The 25,013-nt window shown below is 40.3% G+C and carries 23 protein-coding genes and 1 tRNA gene; 1 reads left to right on the top strand and 23 read right to left on the bottom strand.

Going from position 1 to position 25,013, the window contains the following annotated elements; all coding sequences use genetic code 11:
- Nucleotides 1-90: 90 nt before the first annotated feature.
- The 12 genes from J6O61_RS17610 to J6O61_RS17665 all read right to left on the bottom strand — a co-directional run bounded on the left by J6O61_RS17610 (nucleotide 91) and on the right by J6O61_RS17665 (nucleotide 14,641).
- Complete coding sequence (locus J6O61_RS17610) at nucleotides 91-921, bottom strand: flagellar hook-basal body protein (protein ID WP_292215624.1); 831 nt, start codon at nucleotides 919-921, stop codon at nucleotides 91-93.
- Nucleotides 922-983: 62 nt separating this feature from the next.
- Entirely contained in the window at nucleotides 984-1,976 is a 993-nt protein-coding gene (locus tag J6O61_RS17615; protein WP_292215625.1) for a rod shape-determining protein, read from the bottom strand.
- Nucleotides 1,977-2,141: 165 nt separating this feature from the next.
- Complete coding sequence (gene uvrA / locus J6O61_RS17620; protein WP_292215679.1) at nucleotides 2,142-5,018, bottom strand: excinuclease ABC subunit UvrA; 2,877 nt, start codon at nucleotides 5,016-5,018, stop codon at nucleotides 2,142-2,144.
- A 50-nt stretch (nucleotides 5,019-5,068) separates the two neighbouring features.
- Nucleotides 5,069-7,063 carry an excinuclease ABC subunit UvrB gene (gene uvrB, locus J6O61_RS17625; protein ID WP_292215626.1) on the bottom strand — a complete coding sequence of 665 codons (1,995 nt, stop codon included), beginning with the start codon at nucleotides 7,061-7,063 and terminating at the stop codon, nucleotides 5,069-5,071.
- Between the two features lie 104 nt (nucleotides 7,064-7,167).
- Nucleotides 7,168-7,410, bottom strand: coding sequence for a hypothetical protein (locus J6O61_RS17630; RefSeq protein ID WP_292215627.1), 243 nt, complete (start codon nucleotides 7,408-7,410; stop codon nucleotides 7,168-7,170).
- A 2-nt stretch (nucleotides 7,411-7,412) separates the two neighbouring features.
- A complete protein-coding gene (locus J6O61_RS17635) occupies nucleotides 7,413-8,408 on the bottom strand; it encodes a serine/threonine protein kinase (RefSeq protein ID WP_292215628.1) in 996 nt (331 codons plus the stop codon).
- A gap of 1 nt (nucleotide 8,409) precedes the next feature.
- A complete protein-coding gene (locus J6O61_RS17640) occupies nucleotides 8,410-9,192 on the bottom strand; it encodes a PP2C family protein-serine/threonine phosphatase (protein ID WP_292215629.1) in 783 nt (260 codons plus the stop codon).
- 142 nt (nucleotides 9,193-9,334) lie between these two features.
- A complete protein-coding gene (locus J6O61_RS17645; RefSeq protein WP_292215630.1) occupies nucleotides 9,335-10,606 on the bottom strand; it encodes a S41 family peptidase in 1,272 nt (423 codons plus the stop codon).
- A 30-nt stretch (nucleotides 10,607-10,636) separates the two neighbouring features.
- Complete coding sequence (locus J6O61_RS17650; RefSeq protein ID WP_292215631.1) at nucleotides 10,637-11,860, bottom strand: murein hydrolase activator EnvC family protein; 1,224 nt, start codon at nucleotides 11,858-11,860, stop codon at nucleotides 10,637-10,639.
- Nucleotides 11,861-11,883: 23 nt separating this feature from the next.
- The gene (ftsX, locus tag J6O61_RS17655) at nucleotides 11,884-12,780 is read right to left on the bottom strand and encodes a permease-like cell division protein FtsX (RefSeq protein WP_292215632.1); all 897 of its coding nucleotides are present in this window, start codon (nucleotides 12,778-12,780) and stop codon (nucleotides 11,884-11,886) included.
- A complete protein-coding gene (gene ftsE / locus J6O61_RS17660; protein ID WP_292215633.1) occupies nucleotides 12,770-13,510 on the bottom strand; it encodes a cell division ATP-binding protein FtsE in 741 nt (246 codons plus the stop codon). Before ftsE ends, ftsX begins: the two co-directional genes overlap by 11 nt.
- A gap of 48 nt (nucleotides 13,511-13,558) precedes the next feature.
- A complete protein-coding gene (locus J6O61_RS17665; RefSeq protein ID WP_292215634.1) occupies nucleotides 13,559-14,641 on the bottom strand; it encodes a PucR family transcriptional regulator in 1,083 nt (360 codons plus the stop codon).
- Between the two features lie 252 nt (nucleotides 14,642-14,893).
- Here J6O61_RS17665 and J6O61_RS17670 point away from each other — a divergent pair, with 252 nt between their 5' ends.
- Nucleotides 14,894-15,082 carry a YjfB family protein gene (locus J6O61_RS17670; RefSeq protein ID WP_292215635.1) on the top strand — a complete coding sequence of 63 codons (189 nt, stop codon included), beginning with the start codon at nucleotides 14,894-14,896 and terminating at the stop codon, nucleotides 15,080-15,082.
- Nucleotides 15,083-15,132: 50 nt separating this feature from the next.
- On the opposite strand, the gene J6O61_RS17675 is transcribed toward J6O61_RS17670, so the two are convergent.
- The 11 genes from J6O61_RS17675 to ruvX all read right to left on the bottom strand — a co-directional run bounded on the left by J6O61_RS17675 (nucleotide 15,133) and on the right by ruvX (nucleotide 24,999).
- Nucleotides 15,133-16,071 (bottom strand): CPBP family intramembrane glutamic endopeptidase, encoded by a 939-nt coding sequence (locus J6O61_RS17675; protein ID WP_292215636.1) that lies wholly within the window; start codon nucleotides 16,069-16,071, stop codon nucleotides 15,133-15,135.
- Entirely contained in the window at nucleotides 16,061-16,894 is an 834-nt protein-coding gene (locus J6O61_RS17680) for a CvfB family protein (RefSeq protein WP_292215637.1), read from the bottom strand. Before J6O61_RS17680 ends, J6O61_RS17675 begins: the two co-directional genes overlap by 11 nt.
- A gap of 23 nt (nucleotides 16,895-16,917) precedes the next feature.
- Nucleotides 16,918-17,646 (bottom strand): acyl-[acyl-carrier-protein] thioesterase, encoded by a 729-nt coding sequence (locus J6O61_RS17685; protein WP_292215638.1) that lies wholly within the window; start codon nucleotides 17,644-17,646, stop codon nucleotides 16,918-16,920.
- Nucleotides 17,647-17,766: 120 nt separating this feature from the next.
- Nucleotides 17,767-17,839 (bottom strand) — tRNA-Gln (locus J6O61_RS17690).
- A gap of 121 nt (nucleotides 17,840-17,960) precedes the next feature.
- Nucleotides 17,961-20,072, bottom strand: coding sequence for a glutamine synthetase III family protein (locus J6O61_RS17695; RefSeq protein ID WP_292215639.1), 2,112 nt, complete (start codon nucleotides 20,070-20,072; stop codon nucleotides 17,961-17,963).
- A gap of 121 nt (nucleotides 20,073-20,193) precedes the next feature.
- Nucleotides 20,194-21,423, bottom strand: a complete 1,230-nt coding sequence (locus J6O61_RS17700; protein WP_292215640.1) for a peptidase U32 family protein — start codon at nucleotides 21,421-21,423, stop codon at nucleotides 20,194-20,196.
- Between the two features lie 14 nt (nucleotides 21,424-21,437).
- Nucleotides 21,438-22,079 (bottom strand): O-methyltransferase, encoded by a 642-nt coding sequence (locus J6O61_RS17705; RefSeq protein ID WP_442861715.1) that lies wholly within the window; start codon nucleotides 22,077-22,079, stop codon nucleotides 21,438-21,440.
- The gene (locus J6O61_RS17710; RefSeq protein ID WP_292215642.1) at nucleotides 22,072-22,539 is read right to left on the bottom strand and encodes an endolytic transglycosylase MltG; all 468 of its coding nucleotides are present in this window, start codon (nucleotides 22,537-22,539) and stop codon (nucleotides 22,072-22,074) included. The genes J6O61_RS17705 and J6O61_RS17710 overlap by 8 nt, the downstream gene beginning before the upstream one ends.
- Before the next feature lie 22 nt (nucleotides 22,540-22,561).
- Complete coding sequence (locus J6O61_RS17715; protein WP_292215643.1) at nucleotides 22,562-24,241, bottom strand: ribonuclease J; 1,680 nt, start codon at nucleotides 24,239-24,241, stop codon at nucleotides 22,562-22,564.
- A 60-nt stretch (nucleotides 24,242-24,301) separates the two neighbouring features.
- Nucleotides 24,302-24,565, bottom strand: coding sequence for a DUF1292 domain-containing protein (locus tag J6O61_RS17720; RefSeq protein ID WP_292215644.1), 264 nt, complete (start codon nucleotides 24,563-24,565; stop codon nucleotides 24,302-24,304).
- 2 nt (nucleotides 24,566-24,567) lie between these two features.
- Nucleotides 24,568-24,999, bottom strand: a complete 432-nt coding sequence (ruvX, locus tag J6O61_RS17725; protein WP_292215645.1) for a Holliday junction resolvase RuvX — start codon at nucleotides 24,997-24,999, stop codon at nucleotides 24,568-24,570.
- Between the last annotated feature and the right edge of the window lie 14 nt (nucleotides 25,000-25,013).

A 25,013-nucleotide genomic window follows, 5' to 3' on the forward strand; every position in this document is an offset into this window, starting at 1 on the left:
ATCATCACCGTCATCCGTGACCGGTAACAACATCTTCTATACTCTTATCGGTTCAATCCTTATGAATATTTATTAAAATAATATAAAATTTTATGACAAACGTCCAAGCTGGTTGGCTGCAATATCAAGAGTACCATCAATTGTAGTTATCATGCGCTGATTAGTATCATAGTTTCTCTGAACCGCTATCATATTAACCATCTCATCGACTACTGATACATTGGACTGTTCCAAAAATCCGGCGTAGACCGAAGCCGTAGAATCAATCTGTGTGGCGTCATCAGTAGGAATATACATATTTTCACCGTAATGTTCCAATGTTTCGTATGTAATCCTACCATCAGGATATGTTACCTTTTCAAAATCAAATCTTCCTATTGTGGCAACAACTTCGCCGTCCTGAATAATTTCTCCAAGTGTATTTATCTCTACCGGAAGTGCCGGATCAATTTCTATATGTCCGCCATCCTGTGACAAAACGAAATCTCCGTCCTGTGTCACTAAAACACCTTCGTTTGTAAGTGTAAAATTGCCATCCCTTGTGTACATTATATCAGTCTGATTGGCTGTGTCTCTCTCAATATTGACAGCTTTATTAGTATACTCTATTCCAAAGAATCCATATCCGCCAAGGGCCATGTCAAAAGTATTACCTGTTTCCTTCATGGGACCTTCAGACCAATCAACATATCCCTCTCCGATTTTTACACCGGGATTAATAATGCCCAGTCCACGAGCAGTGAACGGGGCATCAGTATAGTCTTTAATTTTAAGCGCAAGCTGATCAGAAAAGGCCTGAGCAGTTGCACCTTCTTTTTTATATCCATTAGTATTGGCATTGGCAAGATTGTTGGTTAGCACATCCATTCTGTGCTGTTCGTTGATCATTCCTGTGTAAGCAGTGTATAGACCTTTTACCATACAATATTCCTCATGCCTTCCTGGCTTTACTACTGTTCAATCCTTGAACAGTGCGATGAGCTTTAGTCCTGACGATATCCTGCAAGGAACTCCACATATCTTCCCGTTCCGATTGCAACGGCTGTCATAGGATCCTCAGCTGTCATAGTGTTGATACCTGTCTTAGAATAGACGAGATCTTCAAGTCCGCGAAGAAGTGCTCCGCCACCTGTAAGTACAATTCCTCTATCTGCAATATCAGCAGCAAGTTCCGGAGGTGTATTCTCCAAAACGCTGTGTATAGCCTCAATAATTTGAGATGTTGGTTCACGAAGAGCTTCTTCTGTTTCTTCTGAAGACACTCTTACCGTCTTGGGAAGACCGGTTACAAGGTTTCTTCCTCTCACATCAAGATAATCATTCTCTGCTCTTGGGTATGCTGAACCAATCTTAATCTTAATATCTTCAGCAGTTCTGTCACCGATGAGAAGATTATGTTTCTTTCTCATGTAACGAACGATTGCTTCATCAAAATCGTCTCCGGCAACCTTAACAGATGTGCTTACTACTGTTCCTCCAAGAGAAATAACAGCAATATCAGATGTTCCACCACCTATATCAACAATCATGTTTCCACAAGGTTTTGTTATGTCGATACCTGCACCTATTGCAGCTGCAATAGGCTCTTCAATAGTCTTAACATCTCTGGCACCGCAAAGTCTTGTAGCATCTTCAACAGCTTTTTTCTCAACCTCTGTGGCTCCACTAGGAACACAAACGGCGATAAAGGGTTTTCTGTGGATTCTTCTTCCAATAGCCTTTTTGATGAAATATCTCATCATCTGCTCTGTAATCTTATAATTGGAAATAACACCCTGGCGAAGAGGACGAACAGCCACAATATTCCCCGGTGTACGGCCAAGCATAAGTCTGGCGTCCTCACCAATTGCTTTTATCTCTTCAGTATCTCTGTCATAAGCTACAACTGAAGGTTCTTTTAAAACAACGCCCTTTCCTCTTATATATACAAGTACAGACGCTGTACCTAAATCAATTCCTATATCTGCATACTGCATATTATCAATGCCCCTTTCAAAAAAACTAGCATTTATCTAAGCGCATAAAAGCGGATAGTACTATCAGTCTATAATATCATTTCGATTATAAACCAAATAAAAAATATTGAAAAGGGGATATCCATCTTTTATGTATATCGGATATCCCCCCAAAAACTTTAACTATTATTTGAGCATTTTTTTAATATATGCTCCGGTATAAGATTTTTTACACTTAGCTACTTCTTCAGGCGTTCCCTTAGCTACTACGGTTCCTCCCTTTGAACCGCCCTCCGGTCCCATATCAATTATGTAGTCACCGGTCTTAATGACATCAAGATTATGTTCAATAACAACCACTGTGTTTCCCTGTTCAACAAGCTCATGCATGATTTTCACAAGTTTCTGTACATCTGCAAAATGAAGACCTGTAGTAGGTTCATCAAGGATATATACGGTTTTTCCGGTTCCAACCTTACTGAGTTCCGTAGCCAGCTTTATTCTCTGAGCTTCACCACCTGAAAGTTCGGTACTTGGCTGACCAAGCTTAACATATCCAAGTCCTACATCATAAAGAGTTTGTATCTTTCTCTTTATGGTCTTAACATTTTCAAAAAATCCGAGGGCTTCTTCTACTGTCATATCAAGAACATCATATATGTTCTTTCCCTTGTACTTAACTTCAAGGGTCTCATGATTATAGCGCTTTCCTCCGCATACTTCACATGGAACATAAACGTCCGGCAGGAAATGCATCTCGATCTTGATAATTCCGTCTCCGCCACAGGCCTCGCATCGACCGCCCTTAACGTTAAATGAGAATCTTCCCTTCTGATATCCCCTCGCCTTGGCATCAGGTGTTCCGGCAAAAAGATCTCTTATCATATCAAAAACGCCTGTGTATGTAGCCGGATTAGATCTGGGAGTTCTTCCGATAGGCGACTGATCAATCGCTATAACCTTATCAACCTGTTCAAGTCCTTCAATCCCCTTATGTTTTCCGGGAATGACTCTTGCTCTGTTTAAATCTCTTGCAAGATGCTTGTACAATATTTCATTAACAAAAGAGCTCTTTCCTGACCCTGAAACTCCGGTTACTATGGTGAGTACACCAAGAGGAACATCTATATCTATATTTTTTAAGTTGTTCTCCTGTGCTCCTACAACTTTGAGCCATCCTTTTGGCTCTCTTCTGGTCTTCGGAACTTCTATTTTTAGCTTTCCCGAAAGATACTGACCTGTAATGGACTCCTTTACCTGCATGATTTCTTCAGCTGTTCCGCAGGCAACTATCTTTCCACCTTTAGATCCTGCCCCGGGACCTACATCAACAATATAGTCTGCTGCTCTCATTGTATCTTCGTCATGTTCAACAACTATAAGTGTATTGCCAAGGTCACGAAGATTTTTCAGAGTATTAAGAAGTTTATCATTGTCTCTTTGGTGAAGTCCGATACTGGGCTCATCCAGGATGTAGCAGACTCCGCAAAGCCCCGAACCTATCTGTGTTGCAAGTCTTATTCTCTGAGCTTCTCCTCCTGAAAGAGTTCCGGTAGCTCTGGACAAAGACAAATAATCAAGTCCCACATCTACAAGAAATCCCACTCTTGCTCTTATTTCTTTTAAAAGCTGAGCACCAACCATTTCCTGATAGCTTGAAAGCTGTAGCTGTTCAAGATACTTTTGCAGTTCATCAATTGACATTGAAGTTATCTCGTAGATATTCCTGTCATCAATTGTTACTGCAAGGGATTCTTTTTTCAGTCTCTGGCCCTTGCACAGCTGACACGGAGTGATTCTCATGAACTCCTCATACTCAGCCTTGGCAGTTTCAGAAAAAGTTTCCCGGTATCTCTGTTCAACATTTTTAATAAGTCCGTCAAACAGAATTGGATAATCTCCCTCTCCCCTTGAACCCTTATAGTGAACATTAACAGTCTTGTCAGCACCATAGACAAGCATATGCCTTACCTTTTCGGGAAGATCCTGAAAAGGAGTATCCATACTGAATTTATACGCTTTAGCCAAAGCCTTTAGTGTCGCATTGGTAAAGCTTCCTTCTTTGTGTGCAGACTGCCATCCCATAACAACAATACAGCCCTGATTTAATGAAAGAGATTTATCCGGGATCATAAGATCCTCGTCAAATTCCATTTTATATCCAAGTCCGGCACAGTCCGGACAAGCGCCAAAGGGATTGTTGAATGAAAAGCTTCTGGGCTCAATCTCAGAAATACTGATACCGCAATCAGGGCAGGCAAAGTTCTGGCTGAAACTAAGCTCCTTATCCCCGATTACATCAACTAAAAGAAGCCCATCAGCAAGTCCCAACGCATTCTCAACCGAGTCGGTAAGTCGCCTTCTTAAATTTTCGTTGTCATCTCTGACCACAATTCTATCTACAATTATTTCAATGTTATGCTTGATGTTCTTATCAAGCTTAATCTCTTCTTCTGCAATCTCATATTGACTTCCATCAATTCTCGCACGCACATAGCCTGATTTTACTGCTCTTTCAAGAGTCTTGGCATGTTCACCCTTTTTCCCTCTTACTACAGGAGCAAGAATCTGAAGCTTGGTTCCATCTCCAAGAGACATTATCTGATTGCAAATCTCATCTACTGTCTGCCTTCTTATCTCTCGACCACAGTTAGGGCAATGAGGAATACCGATTCTGGCATATAGCATTCTGAAATGATCATAAATCTCTGTAACAGTACCAACGGTAGATCTGGGATTTTTGTTTGTAGATTTCTGATCTATTGAAATAGTTGGCGATAATCCCTCTATTCTCTCGACATTGGGCTTATCCATCTGCCCCAGAAACATTCTGGCATAGGATGAAAGGGACTCCATATATCTTCTCTGTCCCTCTGCAAAAATAGTATCAAACGCAAGAGACGACTTGCCGGAGCCTGACAACCCCGTAAATACTGTAAGTGTATCTCTTGGTATTTTCACATTTACATGCTTTAAATTGTGCTCTGCTGCCCCACGAACCCTGATATAGTCATGAATATCAGCCGGAAGTATTCTTTTTGTCGTGGTATTCTTTTTTGTCATTCTGTTTTCAGACATATATTATCTCCGTATAAATAAAAAACTACTCACAGTTACTTACCTTCAGTAAGATCGTTGAGAACTTTTTTTAGTTCAACCATCTTATCACGCAGCATTGCAGCATTCTCGAAATCCAACTCTGCTGCCGCTTTTTTCATCTTCTTTTGAACCTGTGCAATGAGTTTTTCCAGTTCTTCCTGATTCATTGACTCCGGTTCCTTTTCAAACTTAACTTCCTCTTTGGCTATGGCCTTAGTTACGGCTATAAGATCCCTTACAGCCTTCTTGATAGTCTGAGGAGTTATTCCATGCTCCTTATTGTATTTTTCCTGAATGGCGCGCCTTCTCTTTGTCTCCTCTATAGCTTTCTTCATAGAGTCTGTCATATTATCAGCATACATAATAACATGACCTTCGGAGTTTCTGGCTGCTCTTCCAATGGTCTGAATAAGGGATGTTTCCGAACGAAGAAATCCTTCTTTATCAGCATCAATAATAGCAACAAGAGAAATCTCAGGAATATCCAGTCCTTCTCTTAAAAGATTGATACCAACAAGAACATCAAACACATCAAGTCGCATATCCCTTATGATCTCTGCTCTCTCAAGAGTGTCTATATCGGAATGAAGATATTTAACTCTTATTCCGGCTTCAGCAAGGTACTCTGTCAAATCCTCTGCCATTCTCTTTGTAAGAGTTGTAACCAGTACCTTATTCTTTTTATCTATCTCTTTTCTGATTTCAGAAATAAGGTCATCGATCTGTCCCTCAACCGGTCTTACTGAAATCTCCGGATCAAGAAGACCTGTCGGTCTTATTACCTGTTCTGTTCTTAAAAGTTCATGCTCTTCCTCATATTTACCGGGCGTTGCGGAACAAAACAGCATTTGATCTATATGTGACTCAAATTCCTCAAAATTAAGCGGTCTGTTATCAAGGGCTGACGGCAATCTGAAGCCATAATCTACAAGCGTCAGCTTCCTGCTCCTGTCTCCATGATACATAGCCCCTACCTGAGGTATAGTCATATGGGACTCATCCACAATTATCAAAAAGTCTCTGTCAAAGAAATCAAGCAGTGTAAGCGGAGGTTCACCCGGAGCCATGAAGTTAAGATGCCTTGAATAGTTCTCAATACCGGAACAAAATCCGGTCTCTCTCATCATCTCAACATCAAAGTTAGTTCTCTCTGAGATTCGTTGTGCCTCAATAAGTCTGTCTTCACCTTTAAAAAACTTAACCTGTTCCTCAAGCTCTTTTTCAATATTGTCACAAGCCTTGTTTATCTTTTCCTGCGGAACAACATAATGAGAAGCAGGATAAATCATCACGTGAGTCAGTTCACTTCTGACCTTGGCTGTAACCGGTTCAACCTCTGTGATCCTGTCTATTTCATCTCCAAAAAACTCAACTCTTATAAGGTAATCATCAGCGTTAGCCGGGAATATCTCAACTGTATCACCACGAACTCTGAAGTTGCATCTTCCCAGCTCCATGTCATTTCTCGTATACTGAATAGCCACAAGATCCTTTATTATATCGTCTCTGTCCTTTTGCATTCCGGGACGGAGTGATATTGACATTCCCTTAAACTCTTCCGGACTTCCCAATCCATATATACATGACACACTGGCTACAACTATTACATCCTTACGTTCTGCAAGAGAAGCTGTGGCAGAAAGTCTAAGCTTATCGATCTCATCATTTATGGCAGAGTCCTTGGCTATATAAGTATCCGTCTGAGGAACATATGCCTCTGGCTGATAATAATCATAGTAGGACACAAAATATTCTACGGCGTTCTCCGGAAAAAATTCCTTCATCTCACCATACAGCTGCCCGGCCAAAGTCTTGTTATGTGAAATAATAAGCGTTGGCTTATTCAGAGCCGCAATAACATTGGCCATAGTAAAAGTCTTACCGGAGCCTGTTACACCAAGAAGTGTTTCAAACTGATTACCCTGCTTAAATCCGTCAACCAAAGCCTTAATAGCCTGTGGCTGGTCTCCTGTGGGCTCATATGGAGCCACTAACTTAAAATCGCCCATATTATTCTCCAAAAGTTATACAGCGACATCTTTGTTACATTATGTATTGGAAGTATAGCACAAGCATTACACTTATGCAAACATCTGTTCTTTATCAGTTTTTATCACAGATTGAAGGAATCATAAGTATAGACCATATCCTGTTCTATGACAAGATCATCCATCTTTCCACGGGAAAAATCGCCGCTCACCTCTAAGAGATTTGTCGTACACATGGCAGCTGTTGCTTCGCCTTCTATTTCTTTTTTATGTTCTGTCTCTCCATATCCGGTAAGTACGCCTCCTACGCCCATAATAACCACGAAAGCTCCCAAAACCACAAAAAATGTATATAAAAAAATCGTCATCATCAATTCTCCTGTATTATAAATGTTCCTGCGAAATCTGTTATCCTCTGTCTTGCAATCAGCAATCTGTATTGAATGACAGGATATCTGTCTTCAAAATCGTTTTTTATCAATTTAACTGCGCTGTCTCCATATTTTATTCCCATAGTAATTATGGCCGATATAAAAAGAGCTGCGGCCGCAAGTTTAGCAGCCCTCCCCAGACGACATAAAAAAATTCTTAAAGGAACCTTCTTTATTTCTTTTTCAACGTCCTCAAATGTCTTAAAGCGCTTGTCTCTGTCTGCTTTTATACATTTTTCTATAACTGAAAGAAGCTGGGGCGAAACATCCTTTAGCCCGCCACACCTTACCATACTGAGCCCCTCTGAATCTTTGGTGTTCACTCCGGTCAAAAGAGCTGTCAAGGTCATTCCAAAGCTGTAAATATCAGTCTGCTCATTGGACTGCCCAAGACATCCATACTGTTCCGGAGCCGCAAATCCGACTGTACCAAGGCTTACAGTATCATCCGCCTGCTTATCTTTCCGATAAAACCTTGCCGCCCCAAAATCAATAAGACTTGCTCGTCCCTCCTCATTTATCACAATGTTAGCAGGTTTAAGATCCCTATATACAATAGGCTTTTCACCTTCATGCAAAATTCTAAGTATTGTCAAAAGATCTCTTGCTATTTTCAAAACTTCCTTTTCCCTCAGTTTTCCTCTTTTTCTTAACAAATCCAATAAGTTTTCCCCGGGGATAAAGCTGACAACTATAAATGTCCTCCCAAAACATACCAGTTTCGGAATTCTCTTTTTACGAATCAGGTTCATGTATTTTTTTGTCCCAAAACATTTTAGAACTGATGCCTCGTGTACGAATGCATCTACATTTTCACCGGAATATATTTTCGATCTTTTATAAGTTACAAGTCTGCCGGTACTATTGTCACGGGCCAGAAAAGCCCGGCTGTTTCCACCTTCTCCAAGTTTTTTTATTATCTCCAATCTATCCATTTCAAAATTCCAAGCACATTGCAGCCACTGTGATATTATCCTGTTCCTTTCGATCTATAGCCATCCCTGTCAACTTTCTGCATTCTTCCAGCATATCTTCTGATGTTACACACATCTGCGGACAAAGAGATCTGAAAATTTCTTTTTCTGAAATTGTTTTCCAAAACCCATCACTGCAAGCCACTACTGTTGAACTTGTCCTGATTTCCCCAAACATAATCTGAGGAGATATAGGTCCTCCATGTCCTATGCACTGAAGAAGTACATTTTGTTGCAGATCATCATCGGCGTCCTTTTCGGTAATAATTCCCCTATCAATTTTTTCCTGCACAAGGCTATGGTCATGGGTGATTTTCCTCACATCTTTCCTGCTTACCAGATATATTCTGGAATCACCAACATTCATAAGAATAAACTTCCTTCCAATTTGCAAAAGAGCTGTAAGTGTTGTCCCCAGACTGATTCCTCTGTGTTTCCCATAGCGTTTGATATCTTTATCCATATCCGCCAGAAGTCTCCTCCATGAGTTTTCAATAACTTCCCAAAGTTTATCCTCACCAATCCCGAGCATTAAAGGCAGCTCTTCATGAAACCAGTTTTCAAGAGACCTTATCACTTTACAACTGGCAACTTCCCCTTTTGACAAGCCGCCCATACCATCACAAACCGCAACAAATGAAATTCTGCCAACCTGACCCGCGCCGGCCACTTTGATAAGAGAAGCATCCTGGTTAACGGAGCGCTTCCTACCAGCATCAGTGTAAATACACGCTTTAACTTTCATGATATTCCTTTCATAACACACGTAAATCCAAAACTATTTCTAACAATTGGAAAAAGCGCTCGAACGAGCAATTAAACCAAAAAAAGAAAACTGTGCTAAGACCTAGCACAGTTTTGAATGATACTATTATTATTTTTTCTTGTCAACCAGCTTTTTCTTCCTCTTCACTCATTGACTCTTTTAATACTTCTATAGCCTTATTTAACTGATTATCAGTTTTGTCCTCTGCATATGCATCTGCATCAAATTCAACTTCAACGTCAGGCTCTATTCCTACTCCATGGATATCTGAACCATTGGGTGTGTAATAGTTACTTACAGTTAACTTTATTGCAGTACCATCCTTAAGGTCAAAGATTCTCTGAACAATGCCTTTTCCGTATGTTGTGGTTCCTACCAGCGTTCCGATTCCGTAGTCCTTAATTGCACCTGATAAAATTTCTGATGCACTTGCTGAATATTTGTTAACAAGCACTACTACAGGAATATCAATCTCGTGAGTTCCATCACAGGTATAATCTTCTCTGTTGCCTTCTCTATCCACAGTATATACTATTGTTCCTTTTGGAAGGAGCTGTCTTGCAATATCACATACCGCTGTAAGACTTCCACCCGGATTACTTCGCAGGTCAATAATAAGTCCTTCTATGTTATTTGCTCTAAGCTCTGCCATCCCTTCAGTAAACTGATCCGGCGTCACTTCATCAAATTCCGTAATCTGAAGATATCCGATTCCATCCTCCATGACTTCAGTTTTAACTGTTGGAACTGACACCTTGGCACGCATAACATCAACTTCTATTTCCTCAAGATCACTTCCTCTAAGAAGTGTCAGATGAACTGTTGTACCTTCTTCGCCTTTTATAAGAGATACTACTTCGCTCAGCTCAAGTCCCTGTGTGCTCTCTTTGTTGACTTCATAGATGATGTCATCAGTCTGAAGCTGTGCTTCTTCTGCCGGGCTTCCCTCCATTACTCCTGAGATACGTGGAAGTGCCATGGTCTGATCCATGCTTACATAAGCACCTATTCCATAGTAAATCCCTTCGGTATCATTCATAAGTTCAGTCAACTCTTCCTCGGTATAGTAAACTGAATATGGATCATCAAGAGATTCCATCAGTCCCTTATATAAGCCATTTGCTTTATCCTCGGTTGTTACATCCGTCTTATAAAAATTAGTATCGATAACAGCTTCTATTTTGTTAATCTTTGACAGGATATCCTCGCTTAATACCGTACTACCACTTACTTCATTTTGAACTGTAGCCACGTTTAAAGTAAGCAGGTACCCAATACAAACTGCAGCACTTATAAATAAAGCCACAAAACAGCCCACCAAAATTCCACTTAAAAATCTTCTGTTTAGTCTTCCGCGGTACTGCTGTTCATCGAACCCGTTTTGATAATCCATTTCTTTTCGCTCCTATCTCCGGAAAATTCATTATTTCAGATAATTCCATGGACTAACGTAAGCTCCGTTTAAGCGTACGCCAAAATGCAGATGATTACCTGTAGATCTTCCGGTGGATCCTACTGCTGCAATCTTAGTTCCCGCAGTAACATCCGTTCCTTTTGAGACATACAACGCTGAGCAATGCATATATATGGTATAAAGACCACCACCATGGTTAATCATTATGTAATTACCCATGGATGAGTTATAGTCAGCAGCTACAACCGTGCCATTATAGGCTGCAAGGATAGCCGATCCGCCGGGCGCTGCCAGATCTATACCATTATGCATTTTTTGAACCCCAAGAGTCGGGTGTAATCTCATACCAAAATCATCAGAAATTCTGGTATAGCTCGGACAAGGCCAGGTGAATACACCACCATCATACATATATCTACTATAAAGAGCAGCCTTATCAGCGGCAACCTCTTTTTCAAGAGCAGCTATTGTAGCATTCTCAGCTTTGATTTCAGCCTCGTATTCAGCTATAGCTGCTTCTTTATTGGAAATATCGGTCTTAACAGCCGAAAGCTCGCTATTCTTTGCTGAAAGAAGGGACTGAAGATTATCTTCTTCCTGCTCCTTTTCTTCCATTGCAAGATCAAGCGTCGCCTTTTCCTCTTCAAGCGCTTCTTTGGTAACAGTAATAAGCTGAGTGGTTGCAATATATTCGTTGAGCTTTTTTCTGTCATAGGAGGAAAGCATTTCAATGTATTCAGCTTTGTTAAGCATATCTCCAAAGCTTCCTGATTCTGCCAGAAGCTCCATGTACATGGTATCGCCACGCTCATACATAAATTTGATACGCTTTTTCATGGCTTCATACTGCTCCTGCTGAATTCTTTCAGCTTCCTCAAGCTCTTTTGTGGTTTCTTCTATCTCAGCCTCTTTTTCAGTAATCTGATCCGTAAGAGCGTCAATCTTGGTCTGTATATCAGTAAGCGATGCATCCAGCTCAGTAATATATGCATTCAAATCCGACTTGCTCTTTTCGAGATCTTTTTTTATCTTCTCAAGATTAGTCTTTGCCGAACTGAGTGAATCACGTTCTTTTTTGGCTTCGCTGATCTGAGCTTCTTTTGCCTTGATACTCTCCTCAGTCACTTCCGCATACGAAGATATGCAGCTACCTGCAAATATAGCAATTGCTGTAGCTGCACATATTAACCCTTTAACTATTCTGTTATTATAAGCATTTTTTAGTAAATTCAATGTAAAAGAATATCCTTTATGACTTATACATGTAGGTGCTTTCTTACAGTCGTGAAACTACCAAAGAATCCAATGCCAATTCCTATTGCAAGAGAAATAGGTACAAGCTTGTTGTACACAATGCTGACAGGAAGGAAATTAAGTAGCGTTGAAAGCATGGTAAACCTTGATACCACATAAGCAATAGCATTTGTATAAACAAAGTAAATTATTACAAGCGGAATGATTGACCCTATAATTCCGATTATGATACCTTCTACCACGAAAGGCGCACGTACAAAAAAGTCAGTAGCACCTATGTATTTCATGATGTTAATCTCATCTTTTCTGACCGCAATACCCATTGTAACCGTGTTGCTGATAAGGAAGATGGAAACCAGCAGAAGAATTATTATGATTCCGGCTGAAATATACGCGATAAGAACATTTAAGCCGCTAAGCGTGTTGGCTGTAACTTCTGAACGGTTAACTTCTCTGACAACATCAATTGACTCAATGTAAGTAACCAAAGCTCCCTGCAAAGATACGTCGTTAAGATATATCTGAAGGTTAGCTGAATCAGCAAGCGGATTCTCTGTAAAACCATCAGCATACTCGCCAAGATATTCCTCTTTAAAGTCCTCCCAGGCATCATCTGCTGAAACATAAACTATCTCTCTGACTTCCGCTCTCTGTTCAAGATCACTCTTTACAGCAAGTATCTGCTCCTCGGAAGTTCCTTCGTTAAAGAAAACCGTAACCGAAACTCCCTCTTCTGCAGTCTTAACTACATTTTCAAAGTTGGTGATTATAGAATAAAAAAGTCCGAACAAAAACAGGCAGGCACTTATTGTAGCTATGGAAGCAAGCGTGTACCACTTGTTTCTGCCTAAATTCTTAAATCCTTGTCCGATGGTGTAAAAGAAACTACTAATCCTCATCGATGTACATACCCTCTTCCTCGTCTTCAATAATGACGCCTTTTTTCATGGTTATAACTCTCTTTTTCATGGCGTTAACGATTTCTCTGTTATGTGTTACCACAATAACTGTTGTACCATTTTCGTTGATCTGCTCCATGAGCTTCATAATTTCCCATGAATTGTTAGGATCAAGGTTTCCGGTAGGCTCATCTGCCAAAAGAATTGTAGGCTTATTTACAAGCGCTCTTGCAAGGGCAACTCTCTGCTGTTCGCCACCTGACAACTGGTTTATTTTATTCTTGTATTTTCCTGCAAGGTTAACCGTTGCAAGAATAGAAGGAACGTTTCTCTTTATCTCTCTCGTAGGAGTCTGTACAATTCTCTGTGCAAAAGCAACATTCTCGTACACGTTCCTGTCCTTTAAAAGTCTGAAATCCTGAAATACTATTCCGAGGTTTCTCCTGAACTTAGGTATCTTACTGTGTTTGATCTTTCTCAGATTATAACCGAGAACTGTTATTTCACCATCTGTCGGCACAAGCTCTCTGAGAAGAAGCTTTATGAGGGTTGATTTACCTGAACCGCTGTCTCCAACGATAAAAACGAACTCCCCTTTTTTGATATGAAGTGAGACACCATTTAATGCAGGTGCACCTGTAGAATATGACTTGGTAACATTCTCAAGGGTTATTACCTCATCATCAGGGATCTGCCTTGTGCCCCTTTTTCTTCTGTAGCCTTTTTCCATATATTTCTCCTAGAACAAATTAATTAGATTAAAAGCAAAGATTTACAATCAAGTAAACTTCTCCATGTACTTCATGTATCTTACAACCATAAGAGCAATTTTAAAAGTAATTGCATCATCAAAAACTCGCAAATCCAATCCTGTACTCTTCTGAAGTTTATCAAGCCTGTATACAAGAGTATTTCTATGGATAAAGAGCTGTCTTGATGTTTCCGAAACATTAAGACTGTTTTCAAAAAACTTATCAATAGTTGTAAGTGTCTCCTGATCGAACTCGTCAGGATTCTTGCCACCGAAAATTTCCTTGATGAACATTTTGCATAGAGGGATCGGCAACTGGTAAATAAGTCTTCCAATTCCGAGTTCACTGTAGCAGATTACCTTTCTTTCATCAAAGAATATCTTACCTACATCAAGTGCCATCTTGGCTTCTTTATAAGATCTGCTGACTTCCTTTATCTCTCCCACAACAGTACCATAGGCAATCCTTACTCCGGAAAGCCCTTCTTTTTCAAGTACTGACTGCATCTCTTCTGCGGACTTGGCAATCTCTCCCGGCTTGTTAAAGTCAGTAACATCCTTAACTATTATAATATTGTCCTCATCAACCTCTGTGACAAAATCTGTTCCATTTCCAAAATGAGTTCTGGCAATCTCAAGGGCATTATTGTCCCTTCCGTTAACAGACTCAACGATCATGGCAACTCTCTTGGCATCAGTCTGAATATGGAGCTTTTTAGCTCTGCTGTAGATATCAACCAGAAGAAGGTTATCAAGAAGCAGGTTCTTAATGAAGTTATCCTTGTCAAATCTCTCTTTATAAGCAACTAAAAGAGTCTGGATCTGATATGCTATCATCTTACCAAGCATATAGATATTCTCACCACTTCCGGTGCAGATTAAAATGTACTCAAGGCTCTGCTCATCATATATTTTAAAGAACTGATATCCCTGAATTTCCTGAGAATCAGCAGGAGATTCCACAAAGTCCCTTGCAGCAGAAGATATGTTGCCTATATCACTGCTTGTGGAAGCGACCTCCTTGCCATCAATATCAAGCACAAAAAGATCTACATGTGCTATGTTTTTTAACCCGTCAATGGTATTCTGAAGAATTTGATTAGAAATCATTTTACACTCTTTCTGAAGAGCATCTTAGCTCTACTGAATTTATACATAGCCATTTTAATATAAATGTACAAAAAAATCCACCAATTAATAGGGCTTTTTTGTACATTTTTTTATTTTCATAGTCAAAACTTACAAAAACACCTTCTTCATTTTGGTATTAACATTCGAAGTTACCGTGACGATATACAAGACAGGATAAAGTATATTGCGCCCTAAAGAACGTTTCAGAGCGCAGACGCACAGGAGGTGCCTATGGATATTCCTGCTTTATCGATGGTCCTTGCACAGAACAAGGTTTTAACTGATGTTGGAGTTGCTATGCTTTCCAAGAATCTTGATCTCATGGAGGATGTAGGTAGTTCTTTGATCGAAGGCATTGATGCCGTATCAGAGTTATCTGTTAATCCTGATATTGGAGGAAACATAGACATTCGCATCTAAAACGCCATCAAAAAACGCCCTTGGCTTTCAATCTGCCACGGGCGTTTGCTTTATAAGTATGTTGCCACATATACCATCCACGCAAAAGCTATTACCATCGCAATTATCAAAGGCACAGTAATAAGTTTATAGCCCTGTCCGGGATACATACGGATGCTGTCAACAAAAGCCCTTCTGTTTTCCATCTCTGAAATCTTATAAACTATGCAAAGAGCAATCGCTGTAAATATCACCGCCAGTACAAAATATATACCTATCATCAGATAAGTACTTCCATCTCCTGCACCGTAACTCTCCAGTGTTTCATCGGCCTCACTTATAATGTCTGGGAAAGTATACATGTAGATAACTTCGATTGAGTTAAACAGGGCATGAGCAAAAAACGATGACCATATACTGCCCGTAGCCTCAACCAATATGCAAAACATTATCCCCATTACCGTTCCATATGCAAACTGATTAAAATTAAGATGCATCATTCCAAAAAGAATCGAAGAAAGAACTATGGAGCCAATAATTCGCCCGGTCCTTTGGTAGCTATGGAGAATGTAGCCTCTGAAAACAAACTCTTCCACAAAAGGTCCTACAATACCTATAGATAAAAGCATTGTCCACATCGGCATGGCAAGAACTTCACCGCTGATAGAACTAACCATATTTTCCACAAAAAGCATAGATACGGAATTCACAAAGGACACCAGCGGAAACAGGCTAATAACATATACGACAATCATAAACAGAGTAGTGATTTTTATTTTTTTAAACGGAACAGCCTCCGTGATCTTCTCTCCGCCGTAGAGAATAGCCGCCAGTGCCGGAATCAACACCACAAGCTCTGAAAGTACATTGTTTGTAAGTATTGAAAGGCTGCTTCCCGTAAGTATGATCCAATAACTCAAAAGCAGAGTGAATGCCAATGTGGCAAGTATCATATACAAAAAAGATCTGTTAGCTCTTTTATAATCCACGCCAAACTCCTTATCTGACAACTATTGAGTCCTCTTTTATGACTATCTTCTCTTCCTTTAAAAGACGACCAACAGCCCGCTTAAACTCATTCTTGCTCATTCCTGTCTTTTCCCTGATAAGTTCAGGAGAAGCTTTATCAGTAAACGGAATTCTTCCGCCTCCGGCTTCCAACATAGAATATATCTTTTCAGCATCTGTATCCATCTGAAGGTACGCTTTCTCTCTAAGACTTAAATTAAGTCTGCCATCCTCCTTAACTGAAGTAACTCTTGCAGAAATATTGTCACCAATCTTTATATTTCCATAGAGTTCCTTTTTAGGGATAAGAGCTGAATAGATATCATCCACAGCAACGAAAGCGCCAAAGTTATCACTCAGTTCGTAAACAGTGCCCTGAACCTTGTCATCCTTGCCATATGGGCTCTCATTTAAAAGATATCTGTATACATTCATGGTAACGCAAAGTCTTGAACTCTTATCAATATAAAGAGCACAAAGAACATCGTCACCTTTTTTTACCTTAGCGGTCTGTTCCCTGAATGGCAAAAGAACATCTTTTTCAAGCCCCCAATCCATGAAGGCACCAATCTTTCCGGTTTCTTTTACTTTTAACCTTCTTACGTCACCGAGCATTATCTTGGGCTCATTGGTCGTGGCTATTGGTCTGTCATCTGAGTCTTTATAGACAAAGACCTCGATTTTTGTCCCTATATCAGTTCCCTGCGGCACCTGTTTAGCAGGTAAAAGAACTTTCTCATCACTTCCGTTTTCCTCTGCAAGATATACTCCAAAGTCAACCTTCTTAATAACTACAAGTGTCTGTTTTTCTCCTAATCTTATCATGGTTCCTCCGTCCTAAAGTCCTATTACTTAACAATTAGTTCTACAGTACATACCGACCGGTCATCTTTATTGTTAAGATTCACGGTATATACACTATTATCACCGTTTTTATTTTCTATGACAACAGGTTTCAAAATATCTCCAAGACGGGCCTGTCTTTTGTATTCGGCCCTCATGGAAGAGACTACTCCTTTTTTGTCCTTTATCTGATCAATGGCCATTCTGATATACTGACCATTATTGACATGATTGTTTGTATCAAGGTTGTGCCGTCTCACAACAATTTCTTCACAGTCGGTCTTAATACCGTCAGATGGAATCTTAATCTTTCTGTCACCATAATTCATCTCAAGTTTATCACTAAGAGGATAAGCTTCTTGGATAACAGATGTGATCCTCGCCGGATAATTGGATTTAAAATTAAATAAAGTCCATATAGAGTTTGCTACTGCAAGCCTCTCACCATCTTTGGTGTCCATAAAAAAATTTCTAAGCCCTAAAGCTCCCTTAAGTTCATAAGGAACTGTTCCGATAACAACCTCTTCGCATAGCTTTGGATATCTTTTTATCTCAATCTGCCATGAATTAAGAACCCACGCAAGGTTAAGACTCTTAAGATATTCCATTGTTGCCGGCCCGTCTTGAGTTTGAAAGGTTGAGCAGTCCTGAAAATAATCTATAAGAGATTCAAGTGTAAGAATTCCTTCACTATCAACTTCACTATACCTGATTCTTGAACTAAAGGTATACATCTGACACCTCCCGATAATATGACTATAATGATCCAATACAAACAATTTACATCATTCTGCATAATCAAGTTTTAAACAAAAAGAAGCGAGATTGTCACCAATCTCGCTTCACTATATTAACTGGGCTAGTAGGATTCGAACCTACGTAATGACGGAGTCAGAGTCCGTTGCCTTACCGCTTGGCGATAGCCCATCAACAAGTAATGATTATACGTGAGGTTTCTTTAAAAAGCAAGTACTTTTTTAAAAAAATTTTAAATTTTTTAAAGAAACCTCACAATCACTTATTTTACCTAGCTTTCACGAGTATATAATCATCCCTCAAAAAGAAGATCTGCATATGTTGGGAACGGCCAGTCTTTTTTATCGACCAACATTTCCAGTTCATCTGCAGGAGCTCTAAGAGCATCCATGACAGGTCTGACTTCATCCTTGTAGAAGAAAGCAAGTTCCCTCTGATCTGAAATAGTTGCAGCCTTACCTTCATATTTCTTAAGTTTATCCAAAGCTTTTTTCATCTTGGAGAGGTTATCCTGGATTTCTTTAAGCTCATCTATCTGTGGTTTGGCATCTACTCCGGCATTAGTAATCTCATTGACATCTCTTGCAAGTCTTCCCGCATACTTCATAACTGCCGGAATAATCTGTTTTGAAGCCATATCGATCATTGTAAGAGCTTCGATATTGATTGTCTTTGCATAAGTCTCAAAAATAATCTCTTTTCTGGACTCAAGCTCCGTTTTGGTATAAACCCCAAACTTCTCAAAGAGTTCTATAGCCTTCTTGGTTGTAAGAGTGTCTGCCGCTTCAATTGTTGAAGCAATATTCGGAAGTCCTCTCTTTTTAGCTTCCAATACCCAGGCATCTGAATATCCGTCTCCATTAAAGATAATGCGCTGATGCTCTGTAAGGTATTCTTTTATAATATCGTGAACTTCTTCGTCAAAATTTTTGGCTTTCTCAAGTCTGTCTGCCGCCTCGCAGAAAGCTTCTGCAACAATCGTATTAAGTGTTGTATTGGAGCTGGCCATAGAATCTGATGAACCAACCATTCTGAACTCAAACTTATTGCCGGTAAATGCAAAGGGTGATGTACGGTTTCTGTCAGTAGCATCCTTCTCAAACTGTGGAAGTGTGGAAACACCTGTCTTGAGTTTACCGCCGCGCTTACTTGACTTGGCCTCACCGGTCTCTATAAGCTGCCTTACAACGTCCTCAAGCTGTTCGCCAAGGAATACCGAAATAATAGCAGGAGGAGCTTCATTAGCCCCAAGTCTGTGATCATTACCAACATCAGATGCGCTCTGTCTCAAAAGATCTGAATGCTTATCAACTGCCTTTAATACGCAGGCCAAAACAAAAAGGAACTGAACATTTTTATTGGGTGTGTCACCCGGATCAAGAAGGTTTATTCCATCATCTGTGCAAAGAGACCAGTTATCATGTTTACCGGAACCGTTAACACCTGCAAATGGCTTCTCATGTAAAAGACATCTCATGTGATGATGCTCTGCCACACGCTTCATTGTTTCCATTATGATTTGATTGTGATCTACTGCGATATTTGCAGTTTCGTAGATAGGTGCCAGCTCATGCTGACCGGGAGCGACCTCATTGTGCTGTGTCTTATCAGGTACGCCGAGTTTCCAAAGTTCTTCATTAAGATCCTTCATGTACTCGCCAACTCTTTCTCTGATAACACCAAAATAGTGGTCTTCCATCTCCTGCCCCTTTGGTGGCTGAGCGCCAAAAAGTGTTCGACCTGTAAAGATGATATCTTCACGTTTCAGTGATTTATCCCAGTCTACCAGGAAATATTCCTGCTCCGGTCCAACTGAAACATTGACTTTAGTTGCTGTATCATTTCCGAATAATCTAACGATTCTGAGAGCCTGCTTGTTAATAGCCTCCATTGACCTAAGAAGAGGTGTCTTTTTATCAAGTGCCTCTCCTGTATATGAACAAAACGCTGTAGGTATGCAAAGAGTTACGCCGGCACCCGACTCTTTCAAAAATGCCGGAGAAGTGATATCCCAGGTAGTATACCCTCTTGCTTCAAATGTGGCACGAAGTCCTCCCGATGGGAACGAAGAAGCATCCGGTTCGCCTTTTATCAATTCCTTACCGGAGAATGAAGTAATCATTCTTCCATCCTTGTCAGCACTTCCAACAAAAGAATCATGCTTTTCAGCAGTAATTCCTGTAAGCGGCTGGAACCAGTGTGTGTAATGAGTTGCGCCATTTTCCATAGCCCACTCCTTCATGGCATTGGCAACAACATCCGCTGATTCCTTGGAGAGTTCACCGCCATGTTCCGTAACACTAACAACTTCTTTGTAAACATTCTTTGGAAGTCTCTCTCTCATCTTGGCAAGAGTAAAGACGTTCTGACCAAAGATCTCTTCAACATTCACCCTATCACTCATCAATGCATCCCCTTCGGTTTAATTTTTCTGCCATATATCTTACAACAAGCTTTCTTATTTTTCTACAAAAAAATATACTTTCTTATGCTGGTCGGAAAGCATAAGAAAGTATAAGATAATATTACTGTTTATTGGCGATTCTGAGAATATCATACTTAGATGGAATTTCAGAAAGCTCAAGATCAATAATCTGCTGCGGATGCGGGCAGGAATCGACACTCTCACCATCTTCTGTGTACATGGCTTTTACCGTGGCCTTAACATCGGTTCCGTCCGGCTTCATAATCTCTATCTCATCACCTACAGAAAATTTGTTTCTCTGCTCGATGCGTGCAAGTCCGCTTTCGTTAACATCATTAACTATACCCAGATAGATATATTCGTTAACATACGTGTTACTGTCATAAATCTGTGCCTCATCACTTGGCTTTCCAAAATAGAATCCGGTGGTGAACTGTCTGTAAGTACATCTTGAAATCTGATCAAGATACCAAGGCATATTCTCTCTGTATTTTTCTTCTGACTCGAAAAAGTCATCAATGGCTTTTCTATAGGTTCTTGCAACAGTTGCCACATATAGAGCGGTCTTCATACGCCCTTCAATTTTACAGCTGTCAACACCTGCATCAACAAGCTCAGGAATGTGCTCTATCATGCACAGATCCTTTGAATTAAAGATATATGTTCCTCTCTCATTCTCGTAGACAGGAAGATACTCTCCCGGTCTTTTTTCTTCAACAACAGCATATTTCCATCTGCAGGGATGTGTACATGCGCCTTTATTGGCATCCCTTCCGGTGAAATAGTTAGACAAAAGACATCTTCCGGAATAGGAAATACACATAGCGCCATGAATAAAGCACTCCATCTCCAAATCATCGGGAGTATTTGCCGTTATCTCTTTTATCTCTCTTAAAGAAAGCTCTCTTGCCGCAACAACTCTCTTTGCTCCAAGACCATGCCAGAAATTATAGGTCTCATAGTTTGTATTATTGGCCTGAGTAGAAACGTGAATATCTATTTCCGGGCAAATCTTTCTTGCCTTCATAAATATTCCCGGGTCTGCAATAATAAGAGCATCCGGGCCAAGCTCTTTTAACTCATGAAGGTACTCATCCACACCGTCAAGATCGTAATTATGGGCAAGAATATTAACGGTCACATGTACCTTAACGCCGTGAGCATGGGAAAATTCTATTCCTTCCTTCATTTCTTCCGGACTGAAGTTCTTGGCTTTTGCTCTAAGTCCAAAGGCATCACCGCCAATATATACGGCATCCGCACCAAACATAACAGCTGTTTTCAGCACTTCAAGGCTGCTTGCCGGTATCAGTAATTCAGGTTTTTTCATAATTCAATCTCCATTTAAAGCTTAACAGAAAGAGTCATTCCATCTCCAACTGTAAGTATAACTGTATTCAACATATCATTGTGTTTTAACTCATAAAGGTATTCGCGCATTCTCGCGTGTATCGTTCTGTCCCTTCTGGTAACCGCAAAACGTGATTCTATTACAGCGCCATCCTGAAGACAGTTATCAGACACCAATAATCCACCTTTATTAAGAATTCTCAGGCAATCCGGCAAAAAATTGATATATTGCCCTTTTGCCGCATCCATAAAAATAAAATCATACCCCGGTTGGAGAGCTTTTAAAATTTCTGTCGCATCACCTTCCAAAAGTGTGATTTTATTATCTCTGTCATACTTTATAAAATTTTCTCTGGCAACAGGTATCCGCTTTTCGTATTTCTCAATGGTTGTTATCCTGGTTTCGGGGCTGCTGTACTGTGCCATCAAAAGAGCTGAAAAACCGGTAGCAGCACCCACCTCCAAAATATTTACAGGCTTTGCCTGCGCCATCAAAAACTTAAGAAGTGCCTGTGTGTCCTTACGAATAATTGGTACGTCCTGTTGTTTGGCAATTATTTCAAGTTCATCCAGATAAGGTTCGTTTCCTCTGTCCAGAGAATTGATAAATGCCTTAATTCTATCCTGTTCAACCACCATTTACTTCCTCTGAATTCTCCGCTGAAGCTTCAGACGATTCTTCCGCCACACTACTTTCAGAACTATCGTCTGCAACTGTGGTATCATCACTATTTTCTCCACCGGACATAGCCGCAAGCATTTCCTCAGGTGTCATGGTTGTGCTAAGCTCATAAGTCCCTGCTTTTTCCATACCATGGTAATCAGAAAACATTTCCTGAAGTCTGAACAGCGTCTTGTCTGTAATAAGCCCCACACTAAATAGTTTTTCTCCAATTTCTCCCGCAGAATCACCATCTGCTATGATCACTGAAACTGTTCTGCCTGTCCCTGACGAAACCGCTGTCTGGTTAAAAATATGATATCCGTAATCATATGCAAGCTTTGCATATCTTACAATCAGCATAGCAACAACAATTATAAAAACGACTTTTATAATTGTATCCAGCAGTCCCAAAAATATTTTTTTTGCATTCATAAATTGCTTCCTCTTAAATGCCTCAGTCATTTGTAGACATGATAATCGGCATTATCATTGGTCGTCTCTTTGTCTTCTTCCAAATATAATCGCTCAATATGTCTTTGACAATATTTTTTAACTTATTCCAATCATAAATGCCCTTGTCAAGCGCGCTGACAAGCTCATCATAAACAAGATCTGTTGCATCATCAATCAGCTTATCAGATTCCCTTACGTATACAAAGCCTCTGGAAACAATGCTTGGTCCCGATGATAGCTGTCCGTTCTCCTGATCTATGCCGAATACAACAATCACAATTCCATCTTCCGCAAGATGCTGTCTGTCTCTTAACACCACATTTCCAACATCTCCGACTCCAAGACCATCCACAAGGATTGCTCCTGCCGGAACCTTACCTTTAACTTTTGCACTGCTCTCATCCACTTCAAGTACATCGCCTGATGTGAGAATAAAAATATTTTCCTTAGGAATTCCCAGATCTTTTGCAATATTGCTTTGAGCAATAAGATGTCTATACTCGCCATGGACAGGAATTGCATACTTGGGCTTTACAAGTGTGTATATAAGCTTGATGTCCTCCTGGCAGGCATGTCCCGAAACATGAACATCCTGAAAAATAACATCTGCACCCTTCATCTGCAACTCATTGATAATATTTGTAACAGCCTTTTCGTTGCCGGGAATCGGATGCGAAGAGAAAATAACAGTATCGCCGGCACCGATTGTTATCTTGCGGTGCTGGTTACTTGCCATTCTGCTAAGAGCAGCCATGCTCTCTCCCTGACTTCCTGTTGTAATGATTACTGTCTTGTTTTCAGGATAATTTTTAAGCTGGTCGATATCGATAAGTGTATTTTCCGGAATCTTGATACACTCAAGTTTCTGGGCAATATCAATTATGCTTACCATGCTGCGGCCTTCCACAACAACTTTTCTGCCGCATTTGTGTGCAGTATTTATAATCTGCTGAACTCTGTCCACATTTGAAGCAAAGGTTGCCACGATAATTCTCTGATTCTCGTGTTCTTCAAAAAGAGAATCAAGTGCTCTTCCGACAGTTTTTTCCGAAGCAGTAAATCCCGGTCTTTCAGCATTTGTAGAATCGCACATAAGTGCCAATACACCTTTTTTACCGATTTCCGCAAATCTCTGAAGGTCAATGGGATCTCCGAATACCGGTGTATAGTCTACCTTAAAATCACCTGTATGCACCACGGTTCCTGCCGGTGAATAAATAGCAAGTGCCGCTGCATCTACTATGGAATGGTTGGTTCTTATAAACTCAACTCTGAATTGTCCAAGATTAATTGACTGACCAAACTTAACTACTTTTCTTCTGGTCTTTTTGAGGAGCCCGTGTTCTTCAAGTTTATGATCAATAATTCCCATGGTCAGACGTGTTGCATAAACAGGAACATTAAGTTCATGCAGGACATAAGGAAGGGCACCGATATGATCCTCATGTCCGTGAGTAATCACGAATCCCTTCACTTTGTCGATATTTTCCTGAAGATATGTAATATCCGGTATTACAAGATCGATTCCAAGCATGTCATCATCAGGGAATGACAAACCGCAATCCACTACAATAATACTGTCTTCATACCTGAAGGCAGTGATATTCATTCCAATCTGCTCAAGACCACCGAGTGGTATGATCTGCAGCTTGGACGCATTTTCAATTTTCTTTTTACTCAAATTAAATCCTCCATTTTTTATAGGCGGACAAACAGAACCTGCTACCAACTATGCTCCCCGTTAGATATCAAGATCTATTCCGTCCTCAGAAAGCAGTTTACGAAAAACACCTGCAACTGCATCCAGCTCCAGATCGTCGTCCACAATAACGTAAACAGCTTCTTCATCTTTAATATCGGAGTCGTCGCGTAAAATAAGCGCCTCTCCGTCTCCATCCTCTTCATCTGTTACAAGAAGGTAGGTCTTCCCACCAAGGCTTGTCTGTTCAAGACAGTAGAATTCTACTGCTTCTTCCCCATCGGGGCTAAAAACTATTTTTTCCAAAATTATTCACCACTTGTTTTTCTATTGTCCAGATAATCCTGAAGAATTATCTGTGCTGCTATCATATCCACGTACTCTTTGCGCTCGCGACCTCTGATTCCGGCTTCATCCATAATTTCGTCAGCCTCTACAGTCGTAAGTCTTTCATCCCACATAACTACAGGAATACCTGTTCTTCTCTCTATTTTGTCTTTGAATTCAAGACACAACTCAGAGCGCACAGAGGGAGACTGATCCATGTTAACAGGAAGTCCAAGTACAATCTTTTCAACCCCAAACTCCTCAATAAGCTCCTCAATGCGCGCTAGCGTTCTTCTTAATTTGTTTTCTTCTTTTCTACGGATGATTTCCTTGGCACCTGCTGTCAATAAAAGCTCATCGCTTAATGCAACTCCAACTGTCTTGGACCCGTAGTCAAGACCCATTATTCGCATATACTTCTTCCAAA

Origin of the sequence: Butyrivibrio sp. (assembly GCF_017635265.1) — a bacterium.
GTDB lineage: Bacteria > Bacillota > Clostridia > Lachnospirales > Lachnospiraceae > Butyrivibrio.

Bases quoted from the DNA above. Each gene is read 5' to 3' on its own strand.
- J6O61_RS17710 (WP_292215642.1), bottom strand. From the start codon at position 22,539: ATGAATGCAAAAAAAATATTTTTGGGACTGCTGGATACAATTATAAAA.
- J6O61_RS17635 (WP_292215628.1), bottom strand. From the start codon at position 8,408: ATGGATAGATTGGAGATAATAAAAAAACTTGGAGAAGGTGGAAACAGC.
- J6O61_RS17610 (WP_292215624.1), bottom strand. From the start codon at position 921: ATGGTAAAAGGTCTATACACTGCTTACACAGGAATGATCAACGAACAG.
- J6O61_RS17680 (WP_292215637.1), bottom strand. From the start codon at position 16,894: ATGATAAGATTAGGAGAAAAACAGACACTTGTAGTTATTAAGAAGGTT.
- J6O61_RS17630 (WP_292215627.1), bottom strand. From the start codon at position 7,410: ATGACGATTTTTTTATATACATTTTTTGTGGTTTTGGGAGCTTTCGTG.
- ftsE (WP_292215633.1), bottom strand. From the start codon at position 13,510: ATGGAAAAAGGCTACAGAAGAAAAAGGGGCACAAGGCAGATCCCTGAT.
- J6O61_RS17640 (WP_292215629.1), bottom strand. From the start codon at position 9,192: ATGAAAGTTAAAGCGTGTATTTACACTGATGCTGGTAGGAAGCGCTCC.
- ruvX (WP_292215645.1), bottom strand. From the start codon at position 24,999: ATGCGAATAATGGGTCTTGACTACGGGTCCAAGACAGTTGGAGTTGCA.
- J6O61_RS17700 (WP_292215640.1), bottom strand. From the start codon at position 21,423: ATGAAAAAACCTGAATTACTGATACCGGCAAGCAGCCTTGAAGTGCTG.
- J6O61_RS17665 (WP_292215634.1), bottom strand. From the start codon at position 14,641: ATGATTTCTAATCAAATTCTTCAGAATACCATTGACGGGTTAAAAAAC.
- J6O61_RS17685 (WP_292215638.1), bottom strand. From the start codon at position 17,646: ATGTATACCTTTAGTTCAAGAATCAGGTATAGTGAAGTTGATAGTGAA.
- J6O61_RS17615 (WP_292215625.1), bottom strand. From the start codon at position 1,976: ATGCAGTATGCAGATATAGGAATTGATTTAGGTACAGCGTCTGTACTT.
- uvrA (WP_292215679.1), bottom strand. From the start codon at position 5,018: ATGACAAAAAAGAATACCACGACAAAAAGAATACTTCCGGCTGATATT.
- J6O61_RS17695 (WP_292215639.1), bottom strand. From the start codon at position 20,072: ATGAGTGATAGGGTGAATGTTGAAGAGATCTTTGGTCAGAACGTCTTT.
- ftsX (WP_292215632.1), bottom strand. From the start codon at position 12,780: ATGAGGATTAGTAGTTTCTTTTACACCATCGGACAAGGATTTAAGAAT.
- J6O61_RS17645 (WP_292215630.1), bottom strand. From the start codon at position 10,606: ATGGATTATCAAAACGGGTTCGATGAACAGCAGTACCGCGGAAGACTA.
- J6O61_RS17670 (WP_292215635.1), top strand. From the start codon at position 14,894: ATGGATATTCCTGCTTTATCGATGGTCCTTGCACAGAACAAGGTTTTA.
- uvrB (WP_292215626.1), bottom strand. From the start codon at position 7,063: ATGGGCGATTTTAAGTTAGTGGCTCCATATGAGCCCACAGGAGACCAG.